The following is a 13,822-nucleotide window of genomic DNA, read 5'->3' as shown; positions in this document are numbered from 1 at the left end:
AGGTCGTGACGGCGCATGGGTGATCACAGCGATTCCCCCATTTCTCGCGCCTGACGCGTCACCACGGCCTGCGGCACGTCATAGGCGCTGAGCGAATCCCAGTGCCGTTCGACATCGGCGCGAAACAGGCCGCGCGTCAGGCCGTGGACCAGCTTTGGAACGGCCGTCGTCATCGCATTGATCGACGATCCCGACGGACCGAAGCTCATGGTCGAGGCGATGGCGAACAGATGGATGTCGGCGATCCACGGCGTCATTCCCTGCTCGCGCTCGGTGAAGGCATAGTCGTCGGCGAGATAGGGAAAGCGGCCGAGCCGTTCGTTGCGTTCGTCTTCCGGCGGCTGGTAGCGGTCGGCCCAGGTCGCGATGTTGCCGGCACATTGGGCGAGCTCGCCGCGGCCGGCAAAGTCCATGTCGATGCCGGTGCCGCAGATGACGAAATCGGCGGTGATGGCGCCGCGCGGCGTCTGGAGTTTAACGCCGTTATCGGTCTTGCGCGCGGCTTCGACCGGCGCGCTCTCGTGCAGTGTGAAGTTGGCGTGACGCGCACAGCGGTCATAGGTCGGCTGCGGAAATCCTTCCCGCATCTCGAGGATCTTGCGCATGAAGCGCCAGCGCCAGGCATCGTCGAGATCGCTGAGATGACGCAGGAAGCCACGAAAGGTCAGCCAGCGATAGGGCTGGATCACCTGGATCTGCGCACGGCGGCACAGCAAGTGCACCTCGGCGGCCCCTGCCTCCAGCGCGGTTGCGGCGTTGTCGAAGGCGGAAGCGCCGGCGCCGATCACGGCGACGCGCTTGCCGCGCAGGCTTTCGAAATCGATGTCGTCGGCGACGGTTGCAACAGAGCTCGCCGGCAGATGCACCAGCTGCTCCGGAATCATCCAACCGCCCATGCCCTCCTGCCCTGTCGCAAGCACGATTTTCCGCGCATAGAGCGTTTCGACCTCTCCTGCCCGTTTCACGCGCGCAGCGAGCAGGCCGTCAGCCGCCGGCGCGATCTCCTTGAGCTCGCAAGCGTTGCGCACCGGCAAGCCGACCGTGCGCCGCAGCCAGAGCAGATACTCAGCCCAATGCTCGCGCGCGATCAGGCCGAGCTCCTGCCAGCTCGCCTTGCCGAAGCGGGCCTCGTGCCAGGACTGGTACGTCAGGCCGGGGATGTCGAGGTCGGGCCCGGTGTAGTCCTTCGGGCTGCGGAGCGTCGGCATCCGGGCGTAGGTGAGCCACGGGCCCTCCTTGCCCTCTTCGGCCTTGTCGATCAGCAGGATGTTGCTGACGCGCGAGCGCAGCAGGCCGAAGCCGATGGCGATGCCGGACTGGCCGGCGCCGATGATGAGAACATCCAGCGCTGGCTTGCCGTCTGGCCCCGCTTTCGGTTCGAGCCACGCCGCGCCGGGATGCGCGATCCGAGCGAGATCGGCGTGAATGTCGGCTTCGAGCTGGGTCAGCGTCTCACTCATGCGGCGAGCCAGCCTCCGTCGACTACCATCACGGTGCCGGTCGTGAACGACGAAGCATCGCTCGCGAGATGCAGCGCGGTTTGCGCGATCTCCTCGGCCTGGCCGAAGCGCTTCATGGCGTGGCGGTTGCGCGAGGCCTCGCGCACTTGCTCGGAATTGGCATGACGGGCAAAGCTGCGGCGAAGCATCGGCGTCTCGATTGCGCCGGGCGCGATCGCGTTGACACGGATGCCGTCGGTTGCGAAATCCACCGCCATGGTCCGCGTCAGGCTGATGATCGCGCCCTTGGCGGCGATATAGGCGCTGTTGCCCTTGCCGCCGGCAATGGCGAGCTGCGATGCCAGCGTGATGATCGAGCCGCTGTTCTGCCGCTGCATCTGCGGCACCGCGGCGCGCGCCCACAGCCAGGTGCCGCCGACATTGGCGCGGAACACCGCGTCCCAGTCTTCCAGGCTCGTCGTCAGCACCGTGCCACCACAGGAGAAGCCAGCCGCGGTCATGAGGATATCGAGCCGACCATGCCGGGCCACGACGTCGCCGACGACGGTTTCGGCGAATGCGCCATCGCCGACGTCGCCGATCTGCCTCGTCGCTTCGCCGATAAGGCTCAGCGTTTCCTCGAGGCCCGCGGCGTCACGATCGACCAAAGCAAGGCGCGCGCCCTCCTCCGCGAACAGTTTTGCGCTGGCGCGGCCGATGCCGGAGCCCGCGCCGGTGATGATGGCCGTGCGCCCCTGCAGCCGCATCTCAGATCCCCTCCCTGTGCTGCATCCACCAGGCGCTCATGGCGGCAGCTGACTCCGCACAGCCGAACCGCGCGCGCCAGCCGAATTCGTCGGCCATTCGCGTCACTGAGAGCGGCGCGCGATCGCCTCCATGAAGCTTGATGAAGGTCTTCTCGTCCGGCTCCGCCAGCCGACACTCCAGCCCGGGATGCAGCGCCGCAAAAGCCTCGCCCCATTGCAGCGCCGACCAGGCCGCGCCGCTGGAGATATTGTAGAGCCGATGGCGCGGCCGCTCGGCTTCGATCAGCACAGCCACGGCCTCGGCAGCGTCCGGCGCGTAGGTCCAATCCTTGATGCCTGGCGCCGGCAGCAGCGCCGGCTCGCCGCGCGCGAATGCGGCCAATATCTGATATTGGAGGCTCGGCGTATCGCGCACCGAACCTGGCCGCTCCCACGGACCAAATACGGCACTTAAGCGCACACTCAGAAAATCGCCGCCAAACAGCTCGGCATGCCGCGCCGCCGACCGCTCGGAAGTGAACTTGCTGATGGCGTAGAACGAGACGGGATCGCAGGGCGTTTCCTCGTCGAGGATCTGATGACGCTGACCCGCAGCACCATAGGCTGAGGCCGACGAGAGATTGACAACGCGGCGAACGCCATGGCGGATCGCGGCTTGCAGGATCGGGATCTGGGCCATGACGTTGATCTCGAGAACGCGCGCGGGCGATGCCCGTTCGAGGTCATCGCCGGCGGTGACCGCGGCACCCAGTACGATCGCATCGCAGCCCTTTGCAATCAGGGCGTCGATGGTGTCTGTGTCGCTAATATCGCCCTGCACGGCATTTATCCGCGCGCCGTAGTCAGCCAGAGATCTTTGTGCACTCGCCGGCAACGCCGCACGATCATGCAGCGTCACCTCGTGCCCGCGCGCGAGCAGCACCTCGGCGAGATTGAGGCCGACAAAGCCGGTGCCGCCGAAGATGACGATCCTCATCGCGCGCGATCCATCATCACAGCAGCTTTGCTCCGAAATTCCGCTCCGGATCCATGTCGGCAACGAGCCGGCCGGTGGGCCTCGCCGCCTCGCCGCCGCTGCGCGCCAGGAATTTTCCGCTGCCGGCGCTCGCGAGGCACTTGTCGCCCTCGATGATCACGCGGCCGCGCGACAGCACCGACACTGGCCAGCCCTTCAGCTTGCGCCCCGCGAACGGCGTGTAGCCGGCGAGGTCGTGCATCATCTCGTCGGCGATGGTGACCTCGCGGTTTGGATCCCAGATCGCGATATCGGCGTCGGCGCCGACGGCGATCGAGCCCTTGCGCGGATGCAGGTTGTAGATCTTTGCCGGGGCGGTCGCGGTCAGCTCGACGAATTTCTCCAGGCCCAGCCGGCCCTTCGACACCATCGCGTCGAACAACAGCGGCAGCCGCAGCTCCAGGCCCGGCAGGCCGTTGGCGACCTGCTTGAAATTCGGATTGGGGCCGGCGCGCAGCTTGCCGGTCTCGTCATAGCGATACGGCGCGTGGTCCGACGAGATGGTCTGGAGATCGCCGAGCGAGAGCGCCTGCCACAGCGCCTCCTGGTCGGCATGCGTGCGCGGCGGCGGGCTGCACATCCACTTCGCCCCCTCGGCGCCAGGCTTATCGAGATCAGCGGCGGTCAGGAACAGGTATTGCGGGCAGGTCTCGGCAAAGACCTTGAGCCCCTGTCCGCGCGCGTCGCGGATCACCTTGGCGCCTTCGGCGGTCGAGACGTGGAAGATCATGATCGGCTGGTCGATCAGCGCGGCCATGCCGATCAGCCGGGTGAAGGCTTCGGCTTCCGACACGCGGGCGTGGCTGACGGCGTGGTATTTCGGCATGGTGTAGCCACGTGCGAGCAGCCGCTTCACCATCCAAGCGATGATGCCGTGGTTCTCGGCATGGGCGCACAGCATCGCGCCGGACTGGCGCGCCGCGAGCAGGATGTCGAGCAGCGGCTCGTCATCGACCTTGAGGCGGTCATAGGTCATGAAGATCTTGATCGAGGCATGGCCCTGCTTCACCAGTGCGGGAATGTGTTCCTCGACCGTCTCCTTGGTCGCGTCCGCAATTATCATGTGAAAGGCGTAGTCGATCACCGCACCCTTCTTCGCCAGTGCGTGATAATCCTCGACGACCTCAGGCAGCTTCATGCCGACATGTTGAGCTGCGAACGGAATCACCGTGGTGGTGCCGCCGAAGGCGGCGGAGACGGTGGCGCTCTCGAACGTATCGGCGTTCATGATGCCGGCGGCCGACAGCTGCTCGATATGGGCATGGCTGTCGACCCCACCGGGCAGCACCAGCTTGCCGCGCGCGTCGATCTCGCGCTTTGCGGGCGGAAGCCCGCGGCCGATGGCCGCAATGGTCTCGCCGGAGATGGCGACGTCGGCCTCGAAGACGTCTGTGGTGGTGGCGACGCGGCCGCCGCGGATGATCATGTCGTAAGCGGGTTCAGTCATGCGGCACTCCGTGATAGGCTCAAGGCACGTTCGCTAAATCTCGCAGGAAGATCATCATGTCCCGGCCGCGCATTCTCGTCATCAACCCGAACTCCAACCACAAGGTCACGCAGGGGCTGGAGGATGCGTTGAAGCCGCTCGATTTCGAGGGCGGGCCGGAAGTGGTCTGCCAGACGCTGGCCGAAGGTCCGTTCGGCATTGAAAGCCAGGCGGACGCAGACAGCGTTGCGATCCCACTGCGAAAGCTGGTCGAAAGCGACAACAGCTCGGCCGCCTTCGTCATCGCCTGCTACAGCGATCCCGGGCTGCAAGTTTGCCGGGAAGGCACCGACCGCCCCGTGTTCGGCATCGCCGAGTGCGGCGTGCTGACGGCGCTTTCCCGCGCGGAGACTTTTGGCGTCATCGCGATCGCCCAGCGTTCGATCCCGCGTCACATGCGCTATCTCAGGCAGATGGGCCTGACCGACCGCTTCTCCGGCGAGCGGCCGCTGAACATGAGCGTCGCCGAAACCGCTTCGGGCGAAGGTACGCTCGCCAAGATGATCGAGGTCGGCCGCGCGCTGCGCGACGAGGACGGTGCCCGCGCCGTCGTGATGGGCTGCGCTGGCATGGCGCGCCATCGCCGCGCGCTGGAAGACGCGCTGCGGATTCCCGTCATCGACCCGACGCAGGCGGCCGTTACCATGGCGCTGGGTACGGTGCAGTTCTCGGCTCACTAGGCGTCCTTTAGCTCTTTGGCACCCTGGCGCGCGAGCCATTGCGCATGGCTCTCGCGGACAAGGGCAAACGTGTCCCGCTGGGTGGTGTAGAGATTGCCGAACATGCGGCCGATCGGCCGATAGGCGTCGAGATCGACATACATGTTGGCGGTGTCGACAAGCCCCTCGCGGGCGTGAACCCGCAAGAGCTCGCCGACCAGGAGCTCGCGATCCGGCGAGAAGGTCAGCACGACATGGCGCCGGCATTCCAGCGCGAAGGGCGCCGCGGCGAGACGCGGCACCTTCACGTCGACGGAGGGAAGCGTCGCCAGGCCCGTCGCGGCGACCTCGCTGTCGCCGGAGGGGAAATCGACCGCGCAGTCGTTCATCGCGCCCGACAGCGCCTCGTCCACCATGTGCACCACGAACTCGCCGTCGCGATGGATGTTGCGGGTGGTGTCCTTCGGCGAGTGATCCGGCTTGTGCTGGAGCCCGAGCACGATCAGCGCCGGACTTTCGGAGAACACGTTGAAAAAGCTGAACGGCGCGGCATTCACCGCCCCGTTCTCATCCAACGTCGTCACCAGCGCGATCGGCCGCGGCACCACCACGCCGCAAAGCAGCTTGTAGCGATCGCGCGGATCGAGTTCACGCAAGGATATGCCCTTGTCAGCCATCGGCGTCACTTCTCCGGCGGGGGCACCGCGCCGGTCTGGCTGGTGATCAGACCGTAATGCTCGATGCGGCGATGCCGGGCGAAATCGAAGATCGTGGTCTTGCCGAACGTCGTGGCATCGAGGTCGCAGGGATGAACCAGAACTTCGTCATCTTCGGTCTTCGCCTCCGCGACGATCTCGCCGTTGGGATCGACGATCAGGCTGCCGCCGAACAGCGGGTGACCATCCTCGACGCCGGCCTTGGCGACCGCGACCACCCAGGTCGCGTTCTGATAGGCGCCGGCCTGCACCGAGAGGCGGTTGTGGAACAGGCGCTTCTCGACGCCCTCCTCACTCTTCTCGGCATTTACGGACGGCGTGTTGTAGCCGATCAGCACCATCTCGACGCCCTGCAGGCCCATGACGCGATAGGTCTCGGGCCAGCGGCGGTCGTTGCAGATCGCCATGCCGATGATGCCGCCGAGCTCGCGCCAGACCTTGAAGCCGAGATCGCCCGGCTCGAAATAGCGCTTCTCCAGGTGCTGGTGCGAGCGCTTGCTGTCGTATTCCACATGGCCAGGCAGATGCACCTTGCGGTATTTGCCGACGATCCTGCCGGTTCTGTCGGTCAGGATCGCGGTGTTGAAGTGGTGGCCATCGGGCGTCAGCTCGGCATAGCCGAAATTCATCGCCATTCCGTGCTGCGCCGCGCGCTCGAACAGCGGCCTGGTCGCTGCGTTCGGCATTTCGCGCTCGAACCAGATGTCGAACTCGGCGCGGTCCTCGACGTACCAGCGCGGGAAGAACGTCGTCAGCGCCAGCTCGGGATAGACGATCAGGTCGGCACCCTTGCTCTTGGCTTCGTCCATCAGCGCGATCATGCGCTTGACCACGGCCTCGCGGCTGTCGGCTTTCTGAATCGGGCCCATCTGGGCGGCGGCGACATTGACGATGCGCATCAGCGAGTTCCTGGTGATGTCTGGGGGGAAGCGTCGGCTTGCAGGATCTTCCGCGGCGCCGAGCATAACGCGGCTCCGTGCCGATATTCCAGCCAAGCAGCTTTCATGCCGTCCGCCCCCATTCGGCATCCTGCAACAGCCGCCAGTTGATCTTGTTGCTGGCGGTGCGCGGCAGGGACTCGACGAAGACGACGGCGCGCGGCGCCTTGTAGCTCGCCATCGCGCTGCGCGCCCAGCCGACGATGTCGCCCTCCGACGTCGTCGCGCGCGCGGCGTCATCGAGCACCACTAGCGCCTTTACGGTCTCACCGCGATAGCCGTCCGGCGCGGAAACGATGCAGCATTCCCGGATGGCGCGGTTCTGGTACATCGCCGCCTCGACCTCGGCCGGCCACACCTTGAAGCCGCTGACATTGATCATGCGCTTGAGGCGGTCGACGGCGAAGAAATAGCCGTCGGCATCGCGATAGCCGAGATCGCCCGTGCGCAGGAACCGCTTGCCGTCCCGTTCGATGAAGGCTTCGGCATCCGCCTCCGGCCTATTCCAGTAACCCTGCAGCACCTGCGGCCCGTGCACGATGATCTCGCCGACCACATTGTCGTCGAGCTCGATCAGGCTCTCGGGATCGATCACCCGGGCGTCGGTCTCGTGCACGGCGATGCCGAGGCACTGCCGCTTCGGCGCCGCCATCGGATTGAGGTGCGTCGGAGACATCGTCTCGGTCATGCCGTAGCCCTCGACGAAATCGAGCCCAAACCGCCCCTTCAGCCGTTCCGCGACGGCTGTCGGCATCGCCGCGCCGCCACCAGTCAGCACCTTGAGCTTCGCAAAACATTTGTCGCGGAAGCCGGCGCTGGCGAGCACATCCACGATCATGGTCGGCGCAGCGTTCCAGAACGTGACGCCATAGGTCTCGAACAAATCCGGCAGCAGATCCTTGTCCCAGCGCGCCATCAGCAGCAGCGTGGCGCCGGAGACGATGGCGGCATTCATCGAGCCCTGCATGCCCGCGACATGGAACAGCGGCATGAAGCCGGTCATCACGTCGCTGCCATTGAGCCGATACCAGCGCGCCTGCAAGACGGCGGTGAACAGCGCGCTGCGATGGGTGTGCATGCACGCCTTGGGCTTGCCTGTTGTCCCTGAGGTATAGGGCAGGATCATCAGATCCGCCGGCCCCGCCTCCATCGCACCCGGCTGCAGGCCCTGCACTATCGCGGGCGACCACGAATACCAGCCCGGCGATGACGGCGGCTCCAACGGCGCCTCGGTCACGCATGATGGCAGTGTGTAGGGCGTCGCGGCTGGAACTTCGTCGCGGTACTGCGCGACAATCGCATGCGTAATCGCCTCGCCCACCAGCGGTGCAAACACATCGCTTAGCTCGCTGCCGATGATTGCAACCCTGGCGCCGCTGTCCGCGGCGAGATGCGCGATCTCGGCGGTCTTGTTCATGGGATTGACCGGCACGATCACGGCGTTCGCCCGCATCGTCGCATAGTAAGCGATGACGTATTGCGGCGAATTCTGCAGCGCGATCATGACGCGGTCGCCGCGCTTCACGCCGCAAACGCCTTGCAGAAAGCCGGCCATGGCATCGACGCGGTCGCGCAGCTCGGCGTAGCTCAGGCTCGCCCCGTAGAACATTGTGGCCGGATGCGTTGGCCGTTCACCTGCAGCGCGCGCCAGCGCGTCGTAGAGCGTCCCCTCCGGCATCGCGAGATGCCAGGGCTCGTCCGCCGGCCAGGCCGGTGACCTCAGGGACTTTGTGTGATTCACCCGCGCTCCTCGTCGGCGATATCAAGACCGTGGTCGAGCGCGTCCAGAAGCTGGTTAGCCTCCCACTCGGAAATCACCAGTGGCGGCGCCAGGAAGAGCGAGGTCTGCTCGCCGCTGGTGCCGATCACGGCGCCGGCTTCCAGCGCGCGCTCCGCGACGCGCGAGGCGATCGGCACCTCGGTGGTGTCGGCATGCCAGCTGCGCCAATCCGGGCCATGCAGCTCCACCGTCCAGTGCAGCCCCTGCCCGGCCACGCGCTGCACGCTCGGGTGCTTTTGCGCGATTGCGAGGAGGCGGCGGGTGAACAGCTTCTCTAGATTGTGCACGTGGTCCAGAATCCTGTCCTTACTGATGACCTTCAGATAAGCGCTCACCGCCGCCATGCTGATCGGATGGCCACGCAGCGTGCCGTAGTTCTGCCAGCTCGTGCCCTTCAGCCGCTCGACGATGTCTTTGGACACCACGACAGCGGCCACGGCCGCCGCGCCGCCGCCGAGCGACTTTCCGAGCGTCACGATATCGGGCCGGCTCTGCGCGCCCTGGAACGCGAACCAGCGGCCCGCGCGGCCGGCGCCCGTGACGATCTCGTCCGCGATCCAGTACGAGCCGGCCTGCCGCGCGCGCTTTGCCACTTCATCCTGATAGGCCCCGTCGTAATAGATGCCGCCTTGCGTGTAGTCGATGATCGTCGCCGCCGTGTCCGAGAGCAGGCGCGGGGCGTCCGCGAGATATTCGCTGGGCGGGGTGTTATTGGCCGGCGCGCCATAGATCGCCCCATCCGGCGCTGGCAGGATCCGCACCGGCGCCATCGGTGCCGGTAGTTTCGAGCCGCCGGCGTGCACTGCGAGGCCACCGTGCCATTGCGGCTGCACCGTCATGCTGCGCGACAGCCCAGTGATGCCGTGATAGGCGCGCTCGCGCGTTGCCAGCGCCGAACGCTGCGTCAGCGCCTGGCAGAGCGACAGCGCCATGTCGTTGGCCTCGCTACCACTGATGCAGAAGCGCACCGCGCCGACCCAGTCCTCTTCGCCCTTGAAGGCGGCGGTCATCAGATCGTCGGCGGCCTGCTCGCGGCCAACCCAGGTCCACCCTTCATTGACGACGGGCGTATCGGCCGCGCGGCGGATCGCCTCCACCATTGCAGGATGGCGATGGCCGAGACCGCCGCCGGTGTTGCTGCCGTCGATCAGCTTGCGGCCGTCCGCAAGGTGAAAGTAGACGCCCTCGCCGCCGACCACGGCCATCGGCGCAGCCTCGCCCGCATTCAGCCCGGTTCGCAATAATCTGCTCATCGCCACTGCCTCACTCCGCCGGAACGGCGCCGTAGCCACCGCCACCGCACATCTCGATCGTGACGAGATCGCCTTGCTGCAACACGAGGTTCGACTTGCCGTCGATGGCGACGTTGGCGCCCTGCCGGACCAGCGAGATGCGGCAGGCCTTGCCGGGAGAGCCGCCCTGCATGCCCCACGGCGCCATCACCATGCGTTCGACGCAGGTGGTCAGGTGCATCGAGGGCGCCAGGATGCGGTAGGTGCGGACCGAGCCGTCACCGCCGCGATGCGCGCCCGCGCCGCCGGAATTCCGGCGGATGGCCTGCTGCTCGAGCCGGATCGCGTAACTCGCCTCGATCACCTCGACCGGCGTGTTCGAGGTGTTGGACAGATGCACGCGGGTCGCGGACGTGCCGGCCCGATCGTGCCGCGCGCCTTCGCCGCCGCCATGAACTTCATACAGCATCTTCCACGACCCGTTCGGCCGCGGCTCGGCGAAAAACAGCACGCCCGCGGTGGTCGCCCCGCCCGCCGACAGGCGCTCGGGGATCGTGTCCTGCATGGCACGGAAAATCGCATCGACGATGCGCATGGAGGTCTCGTGATTGCCGGCCGCGACCGATGCGGTCCAGCCGGGCTCGAGGATCGAGCCCGGGCGCGTGATGATGGTCAGCGGCCGCAGTGCGCCGGCATTCTGCTGCATGTCGCGTCCGCTCATGATGCGCGCGGCATAGGCGACAGCCGAGCGCGCCATGAACGGCGTCGTGTTGCAGAAATTGGAGACGCGGTCGCAGCTTCCGGAGAGATCGAAGGTCGCTTCGTCGCCGCGGATGGTGATCTTGACATGGATGCGCGCCGGCGCGTTGTTTGCGCTGCCGTCGTCGAGATAATCCTCGCCCTCATAGATGCCATCCGGCAGATCGCGCAGCGCTTCCCGCATCTCGATTTCGGAGAGGTCGTGGAGGCGCGACTGCGCCGCCATGAAGACCGCCTTGCCATGCTCGCGGCAGAGCTCGACGATGCGCTTCTCGCCGGCCTTGGTCGCCGCGATCTGGGCAAGAAGGTCGCCCTCGCAGGATTCGGCATCGCGGACATTGGCCTTGAGCAGCTGCACGATCGGCGTGTTGAGGCCGGCTGCGGTTGCGATCAGCACCGGCGGAATCCGCATCGCCTCCTGGAACGTATCGACCGCCTTGGCGAAATAGCTGCCGGGCCAGGTGCCGCCGATGTCGGGCCAATGCGCGAGGCTGACTGCAAAGGCGACGATCTCGCCGTCGAAGAAGACGGGACGCACGACCTTGACGTCGTTGAGATGATTGCCGCCGAGCGCGCCAACATTGTAGATCACGACGTCGCCGTCGTTCAGGCCATCGCGCGGCATCACCTTTAACAGCTCGGGGATGGTGTAGGCCATCGCGCCGAGGTGAATCGGGATGTCGCGGCCCTGCCCGACCAGGCCGCCGTGGCCGTCGGTGATCGCGGAGGAGAGGTCGCCGGCCTCGCGCAAGAGCGGCGAGCGCGCCGAACGCGTCATGACGAGGCTCATCTCTTCGGCCGCGGCGGAGAGCCCGTGCCTGATGACCTCGACGACGAACGGATCGAGCTTCATGCCGCCCTCCGCGTCAGGAACAAATTGCCTGATGTATCCGGCTTTGCCTGCCAGCCCGGCGGCACCACCACGGTCGACCAGGCGTCTTCGATGATGGCGGGACCATTGATGGTCTCAGTGAGCGAGGCGCGGTCGATGATCGCGGTCGCGATGTCGTGGAAGCCGTCGAACGAGCAGGTGCGCGTGCCCGTAAACACCGCCCTTGCCGCAGTCGCCGGCCGGCTGACAATTGTGGTCGACGGGCGACGCGCCTGCACCCGCACCGATTCGATGACGCAGGGCTCGCCGGTCGCATAGCCGAACAGCTCATGATGTCGCGTCAGGAAGTCCTGCTTCAGCCTGGCAACGTCGAGCGGCAGCGTGAAGGATACCGGAATGGCGTCATTCTGCGCCGCGTAGCGCATCAAGGCCGCCAGCTCGACCTGGATCTCGGCCTTCGCAACATTGTTGGCGAGAAGCGGCGCCGAGGCATCGGCAATCAGGGCCTCGATCCGTTCCGAGACGCGCGCGAGATCGATGCCGTCAAGGGCGGCGCGAAGGGTCTGCTGCTGCAGGAAGCTGAAATCGGCGGTGAGGCAGCCCAGCGCCGAGAATGCGCTCGAGGCACTGGGCACGACCACCTCCGCAATGCCGTAGAGATCGGCAAGGCCCGCGGCATGCATCGGGCCGCCGCCGCCGAAGGCCAGCAGCGTGCAATCGCGCCCGTCGATGCCGCGCTCGACCGTGACGCGGCGGAGCGCGCGGGCCATGGTCGCGTTCGCGACCTTGATGATGCCGAGCGCCGTCTCCGTCAGGCTCAGCCCGAGCGCGCGGGCAATCGGCGCGATGACGCGCTTTGCGGCCGCGATGTCGATGCCGATGCGGTCGCCAAGCTTGGTCTCGGGATTGAGATAGCCGAGCACCGCATTGGCATCGGTGATGGTCGGCTCCGTGCCGCCACGGCCATAGCAGGCCGGGCCCGGTTCGGAGCCGGCGCTCTCCGGCCCGACCGTCAGCCCGCCGGGACCGTTGCGCACGATCGATCCACCGCCGGCGCCGATCGAGTGCACCGCGAGCATCGGCTGGCGCAGCGGCTTGTCGCCGAGCATGCGGCCGTCGGTCATCTCGGCCTGGCCGTCGACGATCAGGCACACGTCCGTCGTGGTGCCGCCCATGTCGAAGGTCAGCATCCGCGCGCAGCCGAGTTGGCGCGCGATGCTGACCGACGCCGAGACGCCGGCCGCCGGGCCCGACATCGCCATCACCAGCGGACGCTGCTTCACCGCCGAAATCGGGACCATGGCGCCGGCGGAGTGAAACACCTGCAGGCCGGGCCCGATCGGCAGCCGCTGCTCCAGCTCGCTGAGATATTCCACCGCGATCGGCATCGCGGCCGCGTTGAACACGGTTGCCGAGGTTCGCTCATATTCGCGCGCCTCGGGATTGACCTCGTGCGAGAGCGAGACGTGGGCGACGACGCCCCTGAGCCGCTCGCCCAGCATCTTCTCATGCACCGGATTGGCATAGGCGTGAAGGAGTGCGACTGCGACGCTCTGCACGCCGGTCCCCTTCAGCCACGCCACCAGGCGTTCAACCTCCGCTTCCTCGAGCGCCTTCAGCACCCGCCCCTCATGATCGAGGCGCTCGGCGAGCCCAAAGCAGCGTTCAGGCGGCACCAAAGGCGGCGATTTCGGCGGAATGTCGAGCCGGTAGAGGTCTCGGCGGCGATAGCGGGCGATCTCCAGCACGTCGGCAAAGCCTTCGGTCGCGACCAGCGCCACCTTCGGCAGCCGGTTCTCGACGATCGCGTTGGTCACGCGCGTGGTGCCGTGGACGAAGCGCTTCACCTCGCTCTTGCGCAGGCCGACCGCCTCGATCGCCTCCAGCATCGCTTGCACCGGTGCGTCGGGGCGCGACGGCACCTTCGCAATTCGCGCTTCCGCGGAATCGCGCCGTATCGCGATGATGTCGGTGAAGGTGCCACCGATATCGGTGCCGACCTCCCAGTGATTGCCGGAATCGCTCATCTGCACAGTCAGCTACGCGTGACGTACGGGCCCGACGCCGGGTCCTTCCCGGCCGTCGCAACCTCGAATGCCGAACCGAGAGCGCTCATGATGCATCCCCTCTCATGCCATCGTCTGCGAGCGTGCGACAGAGCGCTGGCCTACGATAGGGCCAGAGTTGTCGCAATTCGCT

11 protein-coding genes are annotated in these 13,822 nt (G+C 66.5%); 1 reads left to right on the top strand and 10 read right to left on the bottom strand.

What is annotated here, in order from left to right; all coding sequences use genetic code 11:
• Positions 1–23: 23 nt before the first annotated feature.
• Genes I6F17_RS31110 through hydA form a run of 4 tightly spaced genes read right to left on the bottom strand, consistent with a single transcriptional unit; the run spans position 24 to position 4,668 of the window.
• Positions 24–1,460, bottom strand: coding sequence for an NAD(P)/FAD-dependent oxidoreductase (locus I6F17_RS31110; protein WP_225127711.1), 1,437 nt, complete (start codon positions 1,458–1,460; stop codon positions 24–26).
• Positions 1,457–2,206 carry an SDR family oxidoreductase gene (locus I6F17_RS31105; protein WP_225127709.1) on the bottom strand — a complete coding sequence of 250 codons (750 nt, stop codon included), beginning with the start codon at positions 2,204–2,206 and terminating at the stop codon, positions 1,457–1,459. The genes I6F17_RS31110 and I6F17_RS31105 overlap by 4 nt, the downstream gene beginning before the upstream one ends.
• A 1-nt stretch (position 2,207) precedes the next feature.
• Positions 2,208–3,182, bottom strand: coding sequence for an NAD(P)-dependent oxidoreductase (locus tag I6F17_RS31100; protein ID WP_225127707.1), 975 nt, complete (start codon positions 3,180–3,182; stop codon positions 2,208–2,210).
• 16 nt (positions 3,183–3,198) lie between these two features.
• Positions 3,199–4,668, bottom strand: a complete 1,470-nt coding sequence (gene hydA / locus I6F17_RS31095; RefSeq protein ID WP_225127705.1) for a dihydropyrimidinase — start codon at positions 4,666–4,668, stop codon at positions 3,199–3,201.
• Positions 4,669–4,724: 56 nt separating this feature from the next.
• On the opposite strand from hydA, the gene I6F17_RS31090 reads away from it, so the two are divergent.
• Positions 4,725–5,387: an aspartate/glutamate racemase family protein gene (locus I6F17_RS31090; protein ID WP_036005298.1), complete on the top strand. Its 663-nt coding sequence runs from the start codon at positions 4,725–4,727 to the stop codon at positions 5,385–5,387.
• Here I6F17_RS31090 and I6F17_RS31085 read toward each other — a convergent pair.
• The 6 genes from I6F17_RS31085 to I6F17_RS31060 all read right to left on the bottom strand — a co-directional run bounded on the left by I6F17_RS31085 (position 5,384) and on the right by I6F17_RS31060 (position 13,650).
• The gene (locus I6F17_RS31085; RefSeq protein ID WP_225127694.1) at positions 5,384–6,043 is read right to left on the bottom strand and encodes a flavin reductase family protein; all 660 of its coding nucleotides are present in this window, start codon (positions 6,041–6,043) and stop codon (positions 5,384–5,386) included. The two genes, I6F17_RS31090 and I6F17_RS31085, sit on opposite strands and share 4 nt — an antisense overlap.
• Positions 6,044–6,048: 5 nt before the next feature.
• Positions 6,049–6,981, bottom strand: coding sequence for an N-carbamoyl-D-amino-acid hydrolase (locus I6F17_RS31080; RefSeq protein ID WP_225127692.1), 933 nt, complete (start codon positions 6,979–6,981; stop codon positions 6,049–6,051).
• Between the two features lie 103 nt (positions 6,982–7,084).
• Positions 7,085–8,761: a long-chain-fatty-acid--CoA ligase gene (locus I6F17_RS31075; RefSeq protein ID WP_225127689.1), complete on the bottom strand. Its 1,677-nt coding sequence runs from the start codon at positions 8,759–8,761 to the stop codon at positions 7,085–7,087.
• Positions 8,758–10,053, bottom strand: a complete 1,296-nt coding sequence (locus I6F17_RS31070) for an aminotransferase class III-fold pyridoxal phosphate-dependent enzyme (RefSeq protein WP_225127687.1) — start codon at positions 10,051–10,053, stop codon at positions 8,758–8,760. Before I6F17_RS31070 ends, I6F17_RS31075 begins: the two co-directional genes overlap by 4 nt.
• 10 nt (positions 10,054–10,063) lie before the next feature.
• Positions 10,064–11,644, bottom strand: a complete 1,581-nt coding sequence (locus I6F17_RS31065) for a hydantoinase B/oxoprolinase family protein (protein WP_225127685.1) — start codon at positions 11,642–11,644, stop codon at positions 10,064–10,066.
• Complete coding sequence (locus I6F17_RS31060) at positions 11,641–13,650, bottom strand: hydantoinase/oxoprolinase family protein (protein ID WP_225127683.1); 2,010 nt, start codon at positions 13,648–13,650, stop codon at positions 11,641–11,643. The genes I6F17_RS31065 and I6F17_RS31060 overlap by 4 nt, the downstream gene beginning before the upstream one ends.
• Positions 13,651–13,822: the final 172 nt, after the last annotated feature.

This window comes from Bradyrhizobium sp. NBAIM18, assembly GCF_020193825.1.
Classification (GTDB): domain Bacteria; phylum Pseudomonadota; class Alphaproteobacteria; order Rhizobiales; family Xanthobacteraceae; genus Bradyrhizobium; species Bradyrhizobium yuanmingense.
The sequence above is the reverse complement of the archived record's forward strand: the minus strand, read 5'-3'. Positions and strand labels throughout refer to the sequence as shown.